Origin of the sequence: Streptomyces sp. HUAS ZL42 (assembly GCF_040782645.1) — a bacterium.
Lineage (GTDB): Bacteria > Actinomycetota > Actinomycetes > Streptomycetales > Streptomycetaceae > Streptomyces.
Genome location: NZ_CP160403.1, coordinates 9,062,993 through 9,077,447 on the forward strand (window position 1 = coordinate 9,062,993; position 14,455 = coordinate 9,077,447).

Annotated in this window: 11 protein-coding genes and 2 pseudogenes; 9 read left to right on the forward strand and 4 right to left on the reverse strand. The window is 70.8% G+C overall.

Annotated features, from left to right (window positions below; all coding sequences use genetic code 11):
* Positions 1–150: 150 nt before the first annotated feature.
* Positions 151–414, forward strand: a complete 264-nt coding sequence (locus ABZO29_RS41440; RefSeq protein ID WP_367325358.1) for a GntR family transcriptional regulator — start codon at positions 151–153, stop codon at positions 412–414.
* A gap of 548 nt (positions 415–962) precedes the next feature.
* Here ABZO29_RS41440 and ABZO29_RS41445 read toward each other — a convergent pair.
* Positions 963–2,492 (reverse strand): annotated as a pseudogene (locus ABZO29_RS41445) (penicillin acylase family protein); the annotation flags it as partial.
* A gap of 110 nt (positions 2,493–2,602) precedes the next feature.
* Between ABZO29_RS41445 and ABZO29_RS41450 the strand changes: the two are divergent.
* Entirely contained in the window at positions 2,603–4,099 is a 1,497-nt protein-coding gene (locus ABZO29_RS41450; RefSeq protein WP_367325359.1) for an acyl-CoA synthetase, read from the forward strand.
* Positions 4,100–4,114: 15 nt separating this feature from the next.
* Here the strand turns inward: ABZO29_RS41450 and ABZO29_RS41455 are convergent, their stop codons facing one another.
* Positions 4,115–4,672, reverse strand: a complete 558-nt coding sequence (locus ABZO29_RS41455; protein ID WP_367325360.1) for a TetR/AcrR family transcriptional regulator — start codon at positions 4,670–4,672, stop codon at positions 4,115–4,117.
* An 88-nt stretch (positions 4,673–4,760) separates the two neighbouring features.
* On the opposite strand from ABZO29_RS41455, the gene ABZO29_RS41460 reads away from it, so the two are divergent.
* Positions 4,761–5,921, forward strand: coding sequence for an FAD-dependent monooxygenase (locus tag ABZO29_RS41460; RefSeq protein ID WP_367325361.1), 1,161 nt, complete (start codon positions 4,761–4,763; stop codon positions 5,919–5,921).
* An 11-nt stretch (positions 5,922–5,932) separates the two neighbouring features.
* On the opposite strand, the pseudogene paaK reads toward ABZO29_RS41460, so the two are convergent.
* A pseudogene (paaK, locus tag ABZO29_RS41465) lies at positions 5,933–7,240 on the reverse strand (phenylacetate--CoA ligase PaaK).
* A gap of 172 nt (positions 7,241–7,412) precedes the next feature.
* On the opposite strand from paaK, the gene ABZO29_RS41470 reads away from it, so the two are divergent.
* Positions 7,413–7,751 carry a MazG nucleotide pyrophosphohydrolase domain-containing protein gene (locus ABZO29_RS41470; protein WP_367325362.1) on the forward strand — a complete coding sequence of 113 codons (339 nt, stop codon included), beginning with the start codon at positions 7,413–7,415 and terminating at the stop codon, positions 7,749–7,751.
* Between the two features lie 45 nt (positions 7,752–7,796).
* Positions 7,797–8,636 carry an alpha/beta fold hydrolase gene (locus tag ABZO29_RS41475; RefSeq protein WP_367325363.1) on the forward strand — a complete coding sequence of 280 codons (840 nt, stop codon included), beginning with the start codon at positions 7,797–7,799 and terminating at the stop codon, positions 8,634–8,636.
* A 7-nt stretch (positions 8,637–8,643) separates the two neighbouring features.
* On the opposite strand, the gene ABZO29_RS41480 is transcribed toward ABZO29_RS41475, so the two are convergent.
* Positions 8,644–10,254 carry an acyl-CoA synthetase gene (locus ABZO29_RS41480; RefSeq protein ID WP_367325364.1) on the reverse strand — a complete coding sequence of 537 codons (1,611 nt, stop codon included), beginning with the start codon at positions 10,252–10,254 and terminating at the stop codon, positions 8,644–8,646.
* A 175-nt stretch (positions 10,255–10,429) separates the two neighbouring features.
* On the opposite strand from ABZO29_RS41480, the gene ABZO29_RS41485 reads away from it, so the two are divergent.
* Genes ABZO29_RS41485 through ABZO29_RS41500 form a run of 4 tightly spaced genes read left to right on the forward strand, consistent with a single transcriptional unit; the run spans position 10,430 to position 14,425 of the window.
* Entirely contained in the window at positions 10,430–11,230 is an 801-nt protein-coding gene (locus ABZO29_RS41485) for a crotonase/enoyl-CoA hydratase family protein (RefSeq protein ID WP_367325365.1), read from the forward strand.
* A gap of 23 nt (positions 11,231–11,253) precedes the next feature.
* Entirely contained in the window at positions 11,254–12,195 is a 942-nt protein-coding gene (locus ABZO29_RS41490; RefSeq protein WP_367325366.1) for a Zn-ribbon domain-containing OB-fold protein, read from the forward strand.
* Positions 12,192–13,262, forward strand: a complete 1,071-nt coding sequence (locus ABZO29_RS41495) for a thiolase domain-containing protein (protein WP_367325367.1) — start codon at positions 12,192–12,194, stop codon at positions 13,260–13,262. Before ABZO29_RS41490 ends, ABZO29_RS41495 begins: the two co-directional genes overlap by 4 nt.
* On the forward strand, positions 13,259–14,425 hold the full coding sequence (locus tag ABZO29_RS41500; protein WP_367325368.1) for a thiolase domain-containing protein: 1,167 nt from the start codon (positions 13,259–13,261) through the stop codon (positions 14,423–14,425). The genes ABZO29_RS41495 and ABZO29_RS41500 overlap by 4 nt, the downstream gene beginning before the upstream one ends.
* Positions 14,426–14,455: the final 30 nt, after the last annotated feature.

Genomic DNA, 14,455 nt, shown 5'->3' on the forward strand with positions numbered 1-14,455 from the left:
CTCCTCGGTAGTGGTGGCCACGCCCCGGGAGTCCTGACCGACTCGCCGGGGTCTCTTTCTGAGAACACCCAGCGTACGAGCAGAGTGCTATACCCCGCTACGGGATGCCTATATCTCGCCATGACGGTCACAGGCGTGCAGGCTGGCCCCATGATCGAGTTCGCCGAGGACCGGCCGAAGTGGGAGCAGATCACCGACGTGATCCGTGCACGGATCACGGACGGCACGTACGCCCCTCGCAGCCGGGTGCCGTCGGTCGTAGCGCTGACGAGTGAGTTCGGCGTAGCGGGCGTCACGGCCCGCAAAGCGCTGGCCGCGCTGCGGGAGACGGGCGAGATCTACACCGTGACCGGCATGGGCTCCTTCGTGGCCGACAAAGCCACGGAGGACCAGGACCAGCCGCCGAAGGCGTGAGCCTGAGGAGTCTGGGAGAGGCACGGGGGGAGGGTCCATGGGGGCAGGTAGGGCGAGCGTAAAAAGCCCCGGGTCATAGCCCTGGCCATTCGGGTACGTGCAGGGGGCACGGATGAATGCGCGTCGCCTTCCTGCCGCCATGGCGCTCGGATTCCGTCACGCGCCGGACGTGCGCTCCGGCGCTGCTCCTCGCCCTGCCTAGATGAGTGGCTGCGGCGCGACGCGCTTTATACAAGGAGGGCGCCAGCATGCGCGCCGAGTTGGGCACGCTGGTCATGCCGTAGGTGATGCACTTGCCGGTGTTCCTGCCCTACGACTTCGGCCCGAACGTGGCCGCCTGCGGGGCCTGTGTCGGCAGGCTCCGGCCCGCCGGAGCAGGTGTCCGGCCAGGGCGAGCGCGGCTCGCAGGTGGCTGCGCTCCCACCCCTTGGATTCGCAGGCTGCGCGTTCCGCGCGATCATGGCCAACTTTGCTGGCGTGAATCGCCGTGACCTGGGGCAACGCCCCTTGGATTCAAAGGGTCACAAGTATGTGTCGATCATGAACATGGAGTTCTCCGCGTACGGCGCGTCCTTGAGCTTCGGCATCCGCGCCGGACCGAACATCCCGGGCCGTACGGCGTCAGGGTCGCTGCCGAGGGCGCAGTCGCCGCGCGAGCCGTCAAGGATCGCGATCCCGGACGCCGGGTACGTGGTCCGGCCGAGCGCTGTCGAGCAGCGAGCCGCCAACTCGTCGGTGATCCGGGGGAGTACCTGCGACTGGGTGAACAGCGAGTGCCCCGACCGGTCGGCGGCGAGGGTGTTCACCCAGGGGATGCCCTGGTGCCGGGCCAGAGAGGCGAGGACGTCGTCCGTGCTGCGCGCCTTGCCGAAGTCGAGCGACGTGTCGGTGAAACGCATGTTGGCCGCGTTGGGGTCGTACAGGGCGTACGCCGTCGTGCTGGTCCACGGCAGCGGGACCTGGGCGCTGAGGGAGGTGACGACCGGGCCGTAACGCGTCCACCACTGGATGCGGGTGACCGGCTCACGGTCCTTCACCGGAACCGTCACGGTCCGCTTCGTCATGCGCTCCGGCCGGCCGTCCACGAGGTAGGTCGTGGGATCGGCCGGATCCAGGGTCAGCTGATGGAAGTCGGCCGGAATGCCGGTGGAGACGGTGTGGGTCCACGCCACGTGCGAGTTGAACCCGATGGCGATCACCGGGGAGCCGAGGAGCGAGCCGCCGGAGACGTCGAGTTCGCCGGGGATCGTCTGCTGCGACTGCCAGAATCGGCGGCCGCCCTGCCAGGGATAGTGCGGGTTGCCGAGCAGCAGTCCGCGGCCGTTCGCCGTCGTGGCGCCGCTGAAGGCGACGGCGTTGGAGCCCATGCCGCTGTCGGCCCACAGCTCGCGCGCCGCCCCGGCCAACGCCTTCGCGGACGGTGTGGGCGCGGAAGAAGTACCGGTGGCGGACGCGGACGGCGGCTGGGCGCTCGTGATGGTGTCGACGAAACGCCCCTCACCAGAAATGGTGGTGATGGCGTAGGCGCGGGTGGCCACGTCGAACTCGGAGACCGGCCGGACCCAGGAGGCGCCCTGGCAGGCGGGATCCGTGATCTTGTTCTGTGCGAGCCAGGCGTTGTAGCCGGCCGCCCAGCCGCGCATCATGTCCCGGACCTGGCGGCTCGGACCCAGGGGAGCGGGCTCGGCGAGCAGCTTCTGCACCGTGTGGCTCTCCCGGAGCCCACGGAAGTACAGATCGCTGGTGAGGTTGGTACGGGCGGCGGAGAGCGCGCCGTCGGCGGCCGCGTCGGCGCCGAAATGGCGTGATCGCTCGCCGCGCAGGGTCACGAAACCGTCGGCGAGCGTGCACACCTCGTCGGCGGCCTGGGCCCAGCCCTCACCGAAGCCCAGATCTGCGTAGCTCTTCGCGAGGATGTGCGGAATTCCGTACTCGGTGTAGCGGATGACGGCGGACAGACCACCGTGCGAGGGACGATCCTGACGATCCGGTAACTCTGCCGCTGCCGCAGGCAGCGTGGCCGTGGCGGTGAGCAGGGCGACAGCCGCGACGACGAGTCGTCTCAGGCTGGTGCGCATCGTGCCTCCCAACGTCATTGAGGGAAGGAGCGGTTGAGCGTAACAACGGGTGTGCGACCCCCGGTCCGGTTACTTGACCCCCCTCTTCGACGGACCGAGGATCATGAGTCATGACGCAAGGACACGGCAGCACGGTTGACGGGGTGCTGCGCCGCAGCGCCCGGCGCACCCCGGCGCGCGTCGCGGTCGAGTACCGCGACCGCACCTGGACGTACGAGGAACTCGACGAGGCCGTCTCCCGCGCCTCGGGCGTCCTGCTGGCCGAGGGCCTCGCTCCCGGCGACCGGGTCGGCGCCTACGGCCACAACTCCGACGCCTATCTCATCGCCTTCCTCGCCTGCGCCCGTGCGGGCCTGGTCCACGTACCGGTCAACCAGAACCTCGCCGGCGACGACCTCGCGTACATCGTCGGCCAGTCGGGAAGCACGCTGGTCCTGGCGGACCCGGACCTGGCCGGCCGGCTTCCCGACGGCGTACGATCCCTTCCGCTGCGCGACGCCGACGGCTCCCTGCTCGAACAACTGGCCGCGGCCCCGGCGTACGACGGTCCCGAACCGCGCACCGAGGACCTCGTGCAACTGCTGTACACCTCGGGCACGACGGCCCTGCCCAAGGGCGCGATGATGACGCACCGCGCCCTGGTCCACGAGTACCTGAGCGCCATCACGGCCCTCGACCTGAGCGCCGGCGACCTCCCCGTGCACTCGCTGCCCCTGTACCACTCGGCGCAGATGCACGTGTTCCTGCTGCCCTACCTCGCGGTCGGCGCCACGAACATCATCCTCGACGCGCCGAACGGCGACGAGCTCTTCGACCTGATCGAGGCGGGCCGCGTGGACAGCCTGTTCGCCCCGCCGACGGTGTGGATCGGCCTGTCCAACCGGCCCGACTTCGCCACCCGCGACCTGAGCGGGCTGCGCAAGGCGTACTACGGGGCGTCGATCATGCCGGTGCCGGTCCTGGAGCGGCTGCGCGAGCGACTGCCGAAGCTGGGGTTCTACAACTGCTTCGGGCAGAGCGAGATCGGCCCGCTCGCCACGGTCCTGGCCCCCGACGAGCACAAGGGCCGGATGGACTCCTGCGGCCGCACGGTCCTGTTCGTCGACGCCCGTGTCGTCGACGAGAACGGCGAGGACGTCCCCGACGGCACACCCGGCGAAATCGTCTACCGCTCCCCGCAGTTGTGCGAGGGCTACTGGGACAAGCCCGAGGAGACCGCCGAGGCCTTCCGCGACGGCTGGTTCCACTCCGGCGACCTCGCCGTCCGTGACGCGCACGGCTACTTCACGATCGTCGACCGGGTCAAGGACGTCATCAACTCCGGTGGCGTCCTGGTCGCATCCCGTCAGGTCGAGGACGCGCTGTACACGCACGACGGCGTCGCCGAGGTCGCCGTGATCGGCCTGCCCGACGAGAAGTGGATCGAGGCGATCACCGCGGTCGTCGTACCCCGCGGCGAGGTCACGGGGGAGGCCCTCATCGCCCACGCCCGCGAGAAACTCGCCCACTTCAAGGCGCCGAAACGGGTGGTGTTCGTGGAGGAGCTGCCGCGCAACGCCAGCGGGAAGATCCTCAAGAGGGAGCTGCGGGACAGGTTCGCGGGCTGACCCCGAGCGGCCGGATCAGCGCAGCGCCGCCTCCACCAGCCCCCTGAGCTCCTCCTCGGACACGCGTCCGCCACCCACCAGACGGTCGAAGACCAGCCCGTCCACGCAGACCAGCAGAGTCACGGTGCGCTGCTCGGCGTCCTCGAGGCCCTGTGCGGTCAGGAATTCCTGTACGGCGCGCCGGGCCGCGTTATCACGGGGCAGCAGGATCTCCCGCAGCTCGGGATGGTGCACGCTCTCGACGGCGCAGGCGTAGCGGGCGAGGGAGCGGCGCCGCCCCTCTCCGGTGAGCCGCTGTGCACAGGAGGCGGCGAGGCCGGCCGTCAGGTCCTCCGCGTTCCGCAGCACCGGCGTCCGTTCCCCCATCTCCTGCAGCTCCGCCTGGTCGAGCGCGACCAGGCGGCGGACCAGCGCGGTGAGCAGCGCCCGGCGGGTGCGGAAGTAGGCGGAGGTGGTGCCGGGCGGCAGGTCGGCGGCCCGGTCGACCGCCCGGTGGGTCAGTCCCCGCATCCCGGCCTCGGCGAGGACGTCGATGGCGGCATCGGCGAGGACGGTACGTCGATCCGTGGGCACCCCTCCTTTCTACACCTGTAGTAGGCCGAGTACGCTCACCTTCTACAGATGTAGAAGCGCTTTGGCGGTCGGTACGGAGGGGGAACGCATGGGCGGCATTGCGGTGGTGGTCGGCGGGGGCGTCGGAGGACTGACCACGGCGATCGGTCTGCGCAGGATCGGCTGGGAGGTGACGGTCCTCGAACGCGCCCCGGTCCTCGCAGACGTGGGCGGAGGCATCTCCCTGCACGCCAACGGCATCCGCGCCCTCGACGCCCTCGGCATCGGCCCGGCCATACGTGCCGCGATACGGCCGCAGTACACCGGAGGCACCCGCACCTCTGCCGGAAGATGGCTGGCCCGGCTCGACGGAGCCGAACTCGAACGACGGCTCGGCGCACCGGTCGCGGGCATCCGGCGGGCCGAACTGCTGCGGGTGCTGTGCTCCGCCCTGCCGAAGGACCGGGTGATGGTCGGCGCCGAGGTGGAGAGCGTGGACCGCTCCGACCCCGCCCGGGTACGGGTCCTCCTCGGCGACGGCGGCACCCTCGACGCGGACCTGATCGTGGCCGCGGACGGCGTCAACAGCCGCCTGCGCGCCGGGCTGTTCCCCGGTCATCCCGGTCCCGCCTACAGCGGCACCACCGTGCTACGGGCCACCACGCCGGGCCCGATCGCACTGGACAGCGACCTCGAACTCACCTGGGGCAGAGGAGCCGAGTTCGGCCACCTCACCTTCGCGGACGGCCGCGTCGAATGGCACGCCGTGCTCAACTCACCGCCCGGCGTGCGGCACCCGGATCCCCTCGCCTTCCTGCGCGCCCGGTGCGACGGCTGGCACGACACGGTCACGACGCTGCTGGGCGCGACAGAACCGGACGCCGTCCTGCACCACGACATCCACGAGCTGACCGACCCCCTGCCGGCGTTCACCGCGGACCGGATCGCCCTCCTCGGCGACGCCGCGCACGCGATGACCCCGAACCTGGGCCAGGGCGCCTCCCAGGCCCTGGAGGACGCCGCGGCACTCGCCGCCGCCCTCGCGTCGGAGCCCACCCTGACCTCCGCCCTCACCCGTTACGACGCCGAACGCCGTCCGCGCAGCCAGTCCGTCGCCCGCGCGGCCCGCCTGGCCGGGCGGATGGGCCAGCAGCTGACGAACCCGGTGGCCGTCACCCTGCGGAACACGGCCCTGCGCATGGCCCCGTCCGGAGCGACGCTCCGCGCGTTCCTGCGCCACGCCGCCTGGACGCCGCCCGTGCTGGCCTGACCGGAGACGGCTCAGCGGGGTCGCAGATCCACGATCCGCCGGATCTTCCCCACCGAGCGCTCCAGCGACTCAGGATCGACGACCTCGACCGTGACCGACACACCGATGCCGTCCTTCACGGCCGCAGCGATGCTCTGCGCGGCCGCCTCGCGGGTCGTGGGAGTGGCGCCGGGCCGGGCCTCCGCCCGGACGGTGAGGGCATCGAGGCGGCCCTCGCGAGTGAGACGGAGCTGGAAGTGGGGTGCGACGCCCGGTGTGCGCAGGACGATCTCCTCGATCTGCGTGGGAAAGAGGTTCACCCCGCGCAAGATCACCATGTCGTCGCTGCGGCCGGTGACCTTGTGCATCCGCCGGAAGACCCGGGCCGTGCCCGGCAGCAGCCGCGTCAGATCGCGCGTCCGGTACCGGATCACCGGCATCGCCTCCTTGGTGAGCGAGGTGAAGACCAGCTCGCCCTCCTCGCCCTCCGGCAGCACTTCGGCGGTGATCGGGTCGACCACCTCCGGGTAGAAGTAGTCCTCGTGGGAGGTAAGGGCTGGTGCAGGCCGTCCTTGGTCTCCACGCACTCCTGGGCGACGCCCGGACCGATCACCTCCGACAGCCCGTAGATGTCTACCGCGTCGATCGCGAACCGCTCCTCGATCTCGCGGCGCATCTGCTCCGTCCAGGGTTCGGCGCCGAACACGCCGACACGCAGCGAGGTGCCGCGCGGGTCGACGCCCTGGCGTTCGAACTCGTCGAGGAGGGTGAGCATGTAGGAGGGGGTCACCATGATGATCTCGGGCTTCAGGTCCTGGATCAGCTGCACTTGACGAGACGTCATGCCGCCGGACGCGGGGACGACCGTACAGCCGAGCCGTTCGGCGCCGTAATGGGCGCCCAGGCCGCCGGTGAACAGGCCGTACCCGTACGCCACATGGACGGTGTCACCGGGCCGGCCGCCCGCGGCCCGGATGGAACGGGCCACCATGTCCGCCCACATGGACAGGTCGTTGTCCGTGTAGCCGACCACCGTGGGACGGCCGGTGGTACCGCTGGACGCGTGGATGCGGCGGATGCGGTCCCGGGGCACGGCGAACATCCCGTACGGATAGTTCTCGCGCAGGTCCGCCTTGGTGGTGAAGGGGAAACGGGCCAGGTCGGCGAGGGACCGGCAGTCCTCCGGCCGGATACCCGCCTTGTCGAAGGACTCCCGGTAGAACGGCGTTGTCGTAGGCATGCCGCAGCGAGGTCCGAAGCCGCTCCAGTTGCAGGGCCCGCAGCGCCTCCGCGTCGAGCCGTTCCCCGGGGTCCAGCAGGTCCGTCGTCGCATCCGCCATGGGGCCGTCTCCTTCACCAACCGCATCAATCCGGTCGACCGATCATTCGGTCGACGTGCTCGGGATCAGTAACTCAGGCTGACCGGTGCCGTGCAAGGGGTAGCTTCTCGGTGTTTCGCCGGCGGCGCCGTTCGTCGCCGGCGTGTGGGTCGGGTCGGGAGGGGCGGGGCTGGTGGAACTCGGCGAGCTGCAGAGACAGGCGGTGCGGATCCATGATCTCTACGACGAACTGAACCGCCGCGAGCGCGGACGCGTCTGGTCACGCGAGGATTTCATGCTGGGCTTCATGGGGGACGTCGGCGACCTGGCCAAGCTCGTCATGGCCGAGGAGGGCGTCCGCGAGGTCAAGGGCGGCCGCGCGGCCCTGGAGCACGAGCTGGCGGACTGCCTGTGGTCCGTGCTGATCCTCGCCCATCGCTACGACGTGGACCTCGAGGAGGCCTTCCGCCGGACCATGGCGGAACTCGACGCGTCGATCAGCGCGCGGCTGGCAGGACGCGAGGAGCCCTGAGAACCGCGTTGCGGCCGACGGTGACGTGAGCCGATGATCGGGGCCGTGCCGACCTTCACCGCACCCGACGGAACCGAACTCGCCTACCACGCAAGGGGCGAGGGCGAGCCCCTCGTCGTACTGCCCGGCGGCCCCATGCGGGCCTCCGCGTACCTCGGGGACCTCGGTGGGCTGACGGCCCGTCGCCGGCTGATCCTCCTCGACCTGCGCGGCACGGGGGACTCCGCGGTGCCGGCGGATCCGGCGACGTACCGCTGCGACCGGCTGGTCGACGACGTGGAGGCGCTGCGCGTCCATCTGGGCCTGGAGGGGATGGACGTGGTCGCGCACTCGGCCGGCGGCAGCCTCGCGATGCTGTACGCGGCCCGGTACCCGGCACGGGTGGCGCGGCTCGTGCTGGTCACGGCCACCCCGTGGGCGCTGGGCATGCCGGCGACAGCCGAGCACCGGCTGGCCGCGGCGCTGCTCAGGAAGGGCGAGACCTGGTTCGAGGACGCGCTTGCGGCCTTCGAGGCGTGGCTTGCGGGGACGGGCGACTTCGACCCGGTGTTCACCCCGTTCTTCTACGGGCGCTGGGACAGCGCGGCCGAGGAGCACGCCGCCCACGAGGACGAGCAGTGCAACGACGAGGCCGGTGACGTGTACGGCTCCGAGGGCGCCTACGACCCGCCCGCGACCCGGGTCGCGCTCGCCGGGTTCACCTCCCCGGTGCTTGTCCTCGCCGGCGAAATCGACGGAGGGCCCTGTCCCGCCCTCGCCCGCCGGGCCGCCGACGTGTTCCCGAACGCCGAGCTCGCCGTGCAGCCGGGTGCGGGCCACTTCCCGTGGCTCGACGACCCGGAGTGGTTCGTACGCCGGACCGTCTCGTTCCTGGCGGACCCGTGACCCCGGGTCACCCGTCCGCCGCCACCGCCACCTCCCGCGCCCACCGGTAGTCCGCCTTGCCGCTCGGTGACCGCCGGATGGACTCGGCGATCACCAGCTGGCGCGGGATCTTGTAGCCGGCGAGATGGACGCGGCAATGGGTCTGGAGGTCCGTCAGCGAGAGCCGGGACGCGCCTTCGCGCAGCTGCACCACGGCCGCCACGTGGTTGCCCCACTGCGGGTCGGGCACGCCGGCCACCAGGGCGTCGTACACGTCCGGGTGGGACTTGAGCGCCTGCTCGACCTCCTCCGGGTACACCTTCTCGCCCCCGGTGTTGATGCACTGCGAGCCCCGGCCCAGGACGGTGACCACACCCTCCTCGTCGACGGTGGCCATGTCGCCGAGCAGCACCCACCGCTCGCCGTCCTTCTGGAAGAAGGTCTCGGCGGTTTTCTTCGGGTCGTTGTAGTAGCCCAGCGGTACGTGGCCGCGCTGGGCGACCCGGCCGGTCTCGCCCACCGCGACCGGCTCGTGAGTGGCCGGATCAACCACCTGGGTACGGGAGTTGACGCGGATACGGAAGCCGCGCTCGAGACCCGAGTCCTCCGTCGCCGTGCCGTTGAACCCGGACTCGGAGGAGCCGAAGTTGTTGAGCAGCATGGCGTTCGGCATGAGTGCCCGGAACTGCTGCCGGACCGTCTCCGACATGACCGCGCCCGAAGACGAGACGCTGAACACCGACGAGCAGTCCGTGCCCTTCATCGGCCCGCTCAGCGCGTCGATCAGCGGCCGCAGCATCGCGTCGCCGACCAGCGAGATGCTGGTGACCTTCTCCTTCTCGATCGTGCGGAGCGTCTCCTCGGGCACGAACTTGCGGTGGATCACGACCCGTTGACCGAAGTTGAAGCCGATGAACGCGGTCAGCGTGGACGTGCCGTGCATCAGCGGGGGAGTGGGGAAGAAGGTGATCCCGGCGCCGCCCGCCACGACCCGCTCGGCCAGCTCCTCCGGCTTCTTCACCGGCTCACCCGTCGGCGCGCCGCCGCCGAGCCCCGAGAAGAACAGGTCCTCCTGACGCCACATCACCCCCTTGGGCATCCCCGTCGTGCCGCCGGTGTAGATGATGAACTGGTCGTCCGAAGAGCGGGGCGGGAACCCGCGCCCGGGCGAGCCGCTCGCCTCGGCGTCCGCGAAGGGCACTGCGTCGACGCCCTCGGTGTGCGGCCCCACGCGTATCAGGTGCCGCAGTGACGAGGTCCGCGGCAGCGCCGCCGCGACCCGGTCCGTGAACTCCGCGTCGAAGACCAGCGCCACCAGATCCGCGTCGCGGTAGAGGTAGACCAACTCCTCTTCTACGTACCGGTAGTTGACATTGACCGGCACGATCCGCGCCTTCAGACAGCCGAGCACCGTCTGCAGGTACTCGACGCCGTTGTAGAGGTGGAGCCCGAGATGCTCACCGGGGCGGATCCCGCTGTCGATCAGGTGATGCGCGATGCGGTTGGCCGCGGTGTCCAGTTCCGCGTACGTCAGACGGCGTTCCGCGCCCGTGCCGGGGTGGTCGACGTACACGAGTGCCTCGCGGTCCGGGACCACGTCGACGACCGACTCGAACAGGTCGGCAAGGTTGTACTCCACCGCTCCTCCTGACCTCCGACGGCCTGGTTCCTCGACGGTTCGCCGGTCATCACAGCAAAGGGCGGCGCAACTGTGAAGGGCCCGCGCGAAGAAATCTGACTGCCTGTCAGAAAACTCTTGAAGTGCTTCGACGCCTCCTGCAACCTGTTCTCGTTCTTTCAGAGGGGAGATGGCGATGGGTGGGACGGAACACCTCACCGTGCAGCGCGAAGGCGCCACACTGGTGCTCACACTCAACAGGCCGGAGGCGAAGAACGCTCTCTCACTGGCGATGCTCGTCGGCCTCTACGACGGCTGGCTCGAGGCCGACGCCGACGACTCGGTCCGCTCGATCGTCTTCACCGGCGCGGGCGGCACGTTCTGCGCGGGCATGGACCTGAAGGCCCTGGCAGGCAAGGGCATGGAGGGGGAGCACCACCGCGACCGGCTCAAGGCCGACCCCGACCTGCACTGGAAGGCGATGCTGCGCCACCACCGCCCCCGAAAGCCGGTGATCGCCGCCGTCGAGGGGTACTGCGTGGCAGGTGGCACGGAGATGCTCCAGGGCACCGACATCCGCGTCGCGGGAGAGTCGGCGACCTTCGGTCTGTTCGAGGTGAAGCGCGGCCTGTTCCCCATCGGCGGCTCCACGGTCCGCCTGCCACGCCAGATCCCGCGCACCCACGCCCTGGAGATGCTGCTCACCGGGCGCCCGTACAGCGCGCGTGAAGCCGCCGGCATCGGCCTGATCGGGCACGTCGTCCCCGACGGCACGGCCCTCACCAAGGCCCTAGAGATCGCCGAGCAGATCAACGCCTGCGGCCCGCTGGCCGTCGAGGCCGTCAAGGCGTCGGTGTACGAGACCGCCGAGATGACCGAGGCCGACGGCCTGGCCGCCGAACTCAAGCGCGGCTGGCCGATCTTCGACACCGCGGACGCCAAGGAAGGCGCCCGCGCCTTCACGGAGAAGCGGCCCCCCGTCTACAAACGTGTCTGACCCTCCCGAGGAGGCAGTCTCCGATGCCCGACGTCCTCAAAGCGCCGCTCGTCGTCGAGTTCCCCTTCACCCGCTCCCTGGGACCGGTCCAGAGCGCCTTCCTGACCGGTCTGCGCGAACGCGTCGTGCTCGGCGTGAAGACCGGCGACGGCCGCACCCTCGTCCCGCCCGTCGAGTACGACCCCGTCACCGCCGAGGAACTGCGCGACCTCGTCGAGGTCGCCCCCACCGGCACCGTCACCACCTGGGCCTGGAACCACGAACCGCGCCGCGGCCAGCCCCTCGACACCCCCTTCGCCTGGATCCTGGTCCGCCTCGACGGCGCCGACACCGCCCTCCTGCACGCCCTCGACGCCCCCGGCCCCGACGCCGTCCACTCGGGCATGCGCGTCCGCGTCCGCTGGGCCGAGGAGCGCACCGGCGCCATCACGGACATCGCCTGCTTCGAGCCGTACGACGGCGAACCGGCCGAACCGGCAGGCCACACCGGCGAGTTCGAGGACCCGGTGACCGGAATCGTCGCCCACGCCCGCCTCGACTACACGTACTCGCCCGGCCGCGCCCAGTCCGCCTACATCGCGGCCCTCTCCGGCCGCCGGACCGTCGGCGAACGCTGCCCCTCCTGCCGCAAGGTGTACGTCCCGCCCCGCGGCGCCTGCCCCACCTGCGGCGTCGCCACGGCCGAGCAGGTCGAGGTCGGGCCGCGCGGCACCGTCACGACCTTCTGCATCGTCAACATCAAGGCGAAGAACCTCGACATCGAAGTCCCGTACGTCTACGCCCACATCGCCCTCGACGGAGCCGGCCTCGCGCTGCACGGACGCATCGGCGGGATCCCGTACGACCAGGTGCGGATGGGCCTGCGGGTCGAGCCGGTGTGGACCGAGGGCGGCCGCTACCCCGACCACTACCGGCCGACCGGCGAACCCGACGCGGACTACGAGACCTACAAGGAGCTGCTGTGACGCGCGAAGCATCCTCGGGAGCCCGCGAGATCGCCGTCGTGGCCTTCGCCCAGTCCGACACGCTGCGTACCACCGAGGAACAGTCCGAGGTGGAGATGCTCATGCCGGTCCTGCACGACGTGCTCGAACAGACCGGCCTGAAGACCGCCGACATCGGCTTCACCTGCTCCGGATCGAGCGACTACCTCGCCGGCCGTGCCTTCTCCTTCACCCTCGCCCTGGACGGCGTCGGAGCCTGGCCGCCGATCTCCGAGTCGCACGTGGAGATGGACGGGGCGTGGGCGCTGTACGAGGCGTGGACCAAACTGCTCACCGGGGACGCCGACACCGCCCTCGTGTACTCGTACGGCAAGTCCTCACCCGGCTCCGTGCGCGACGTACTCACCCGCCAGCTCGACCCGTACTACGTCGCGCCCCTGTGGCCGGACTCCGTCGCCCTGGCCGCGCTCCAGGCGCAGGCGCTGATCGACGCGGGCGACACCGACGAGCCCGCGCTCGCCGCGATCGGCGCACGCAGCAGGGAGGCCGCGACCGCCAACTCCCATGCACATTTGCGCGGTTCTGTGCCGCAGGGTGAGTACGTCGTACGGCCGCTGTGCACCGGGGACTGTCCGCCCATCGGCGACGGGGCCGCCGCCGTGGTGCTCGCGGCGGGGGAGCGGGCCCGTGAACTGTGCCCGCGGCCGGCCTGGATCCGGGGCATCGACCACCGGATCGAGCCGCACGGTCTCGGTGTCCGCGACCTCACCGACTCGCCGTCCGCCCGGCTGGCCGCCGAACGGGCCGGAGCCTTCGAACGGCCTGTCGACACGGCCGAGTTGCACGCCCCGTTCAGCGCACAGGAGGTCGTCCTGCGCAAGGCCCTGAGGCTCGACGACGGCGTGCGGGTCAACCCGTCCGGCGGCGCCCTCGCGGCAAACCCGATCATGGCCGCCGGTCTCGTCCGCATCGGCGAGGCGGCCGCCCGTATCCACCGCGGGGAGTCCGACCGCGCCCTCGCACACGCCACGTCCGGCCCGTGTCTGCAGCAGAACCTGGTCGCCGTACTCGAAGGGGATCCCCGATGAGCAAGGAGCCCGTGGCCGTCGTAGGGATCGGCCAGACCAAACACGTCGCGGCCCGGCGGGACGTGTCGATCGCCGGGCTCGTACGGGAGGCGGCCCGGCGCGCGCTCGACGACGCCGAGCTGACCTGGGCGGACATCGACGCCGTCGTCATCGGCAAGGCGCCCGACTTCTTCGAGGGCGTCATGATGCCCGAGCTGTACCTGGCCGACGCGCTCGGCGCGGTGGGCAAGCCCATGCTGCGCGTGCACACCGCCGGCTCGGTCGGCGGATCCACCGCTCTGGTCGCCGCCAACCTGGTCGCGGCCCGCGTCCACGGCACCGTGCTGACGTTGGCCTTCGAAAAACAGTCCGAGTCCAACGCCATGTGGGGCCTGTCCCTGCCGATCCCCTTCCAGCAGCCCCTGCTGGCCGGGGCGGGCGGCTTCTTCGCCCCGCACGTGCGCGCCTACATGCGGCGCAGCGGCGCGCCCGACACGGTCGGCTCGCTGGTGGCGTACAAGGACCGGCGCAACGCGCTGAAGAACCCGTACGCGCATCTGCACGAGCAGGACATCACCCTGGAGAAGGTCCAGGCCTCGCCGATGCTCTGGGACCCCATCCGCTACTCGGAGACCTGCCCCTCCTCCGACGGCGCCTGCGCGATGGTCCTCACCGACCGTGCCGGGGCCGCCCGCGCGCCGCGACGGCCGGCCTGGATGCTCGGCGGTGCGATGCGCAGCGAGCCCACCCTCTTCGCGGGCAAGGACGCCGTGTCGCCGCAGGCCGGCAAGGACTGCGCGGCCGACGTCTACCGGCAGGCAGGGATCGCCGACCCGCGCCGGGACATCGACGCGGTCGAGATGTACGTGCCGTTCTCCTGGTACGAGCCCATGTGGCTGGAGAACCTCGGCTTCGCCGCGGAGGGCGAGGGCTGGAAGCTCACCGAGTCCGGCGTGACCGAGCTGGACGGGGACCTGCCCGTCAACATGTCGGGAGGCGTCCTGTCGACCAACCCCATCGGCGCCTCCGGCATGATCCGCTTCGCGGAGGCGGCCCTCCAGGTACGCGGACAGGCGGGAGAACACCAGGTGGAGGGGGCTCGCAGGGTGCTCGGGCACGCCTACGGCGGTGGCTCGCAGTTCTTCTCCATGTGGCTCGTGGGCTGTGAGCCGCCGGACTCCTGAAAGCCTCCCGAAAGGTACCCCTCACGTGGC

What these genes read in the sequence shown, in the direction of transcription:
- ABZO29_RS41450 (WP_367325359.1), top strand. Translation starts at nt 2,603, where the DNA reads ATGACGCAAGGACACGGCAGCACGGTTGACGGGGTGCTGCGCCGCAGC.
- ABZO29_RS41460 (WP_367325361.1), top strand. Translation starts at nt 4,761, where the DNA reads ATGGGCGGCATTGCGGTGGTGGTCGGCGGGGGCGTCGGAGGACTGACC.
- ABZO29_RS41485 (WP_367325365.1), top strand. Translation starts at nt 10,430, where the DNA reads ATGGGTGGGACGGAACACCTCACCGTGCAGCGCGAAGGCGCCACACTG.
- ABZO29_RS41440 (WP_367325358.1), top strand. Translation starts at nt 151, where the DNA reads ATGATCGAGTTCGCCGAGGACCGGCCGAAGTGGGAGCAGATCACCGAC.
- ABZO29_RS41490 (WP_367325366.1), top strand. Translation starts at nt 11,254, where the DNA reads ATGCCCGACGTCCTCAAAGCGCCGCTCGTCGTCGAGTTCCCCTTCACC.
- ABZO29_RS41500 (WP_367325368.1), top strand. Translation starts at nt 13,259, where the DNA reads ATGAGCAAGGAGCCCGTGGCCGTCGTAGGGATCGGCCAGACCAAACAC.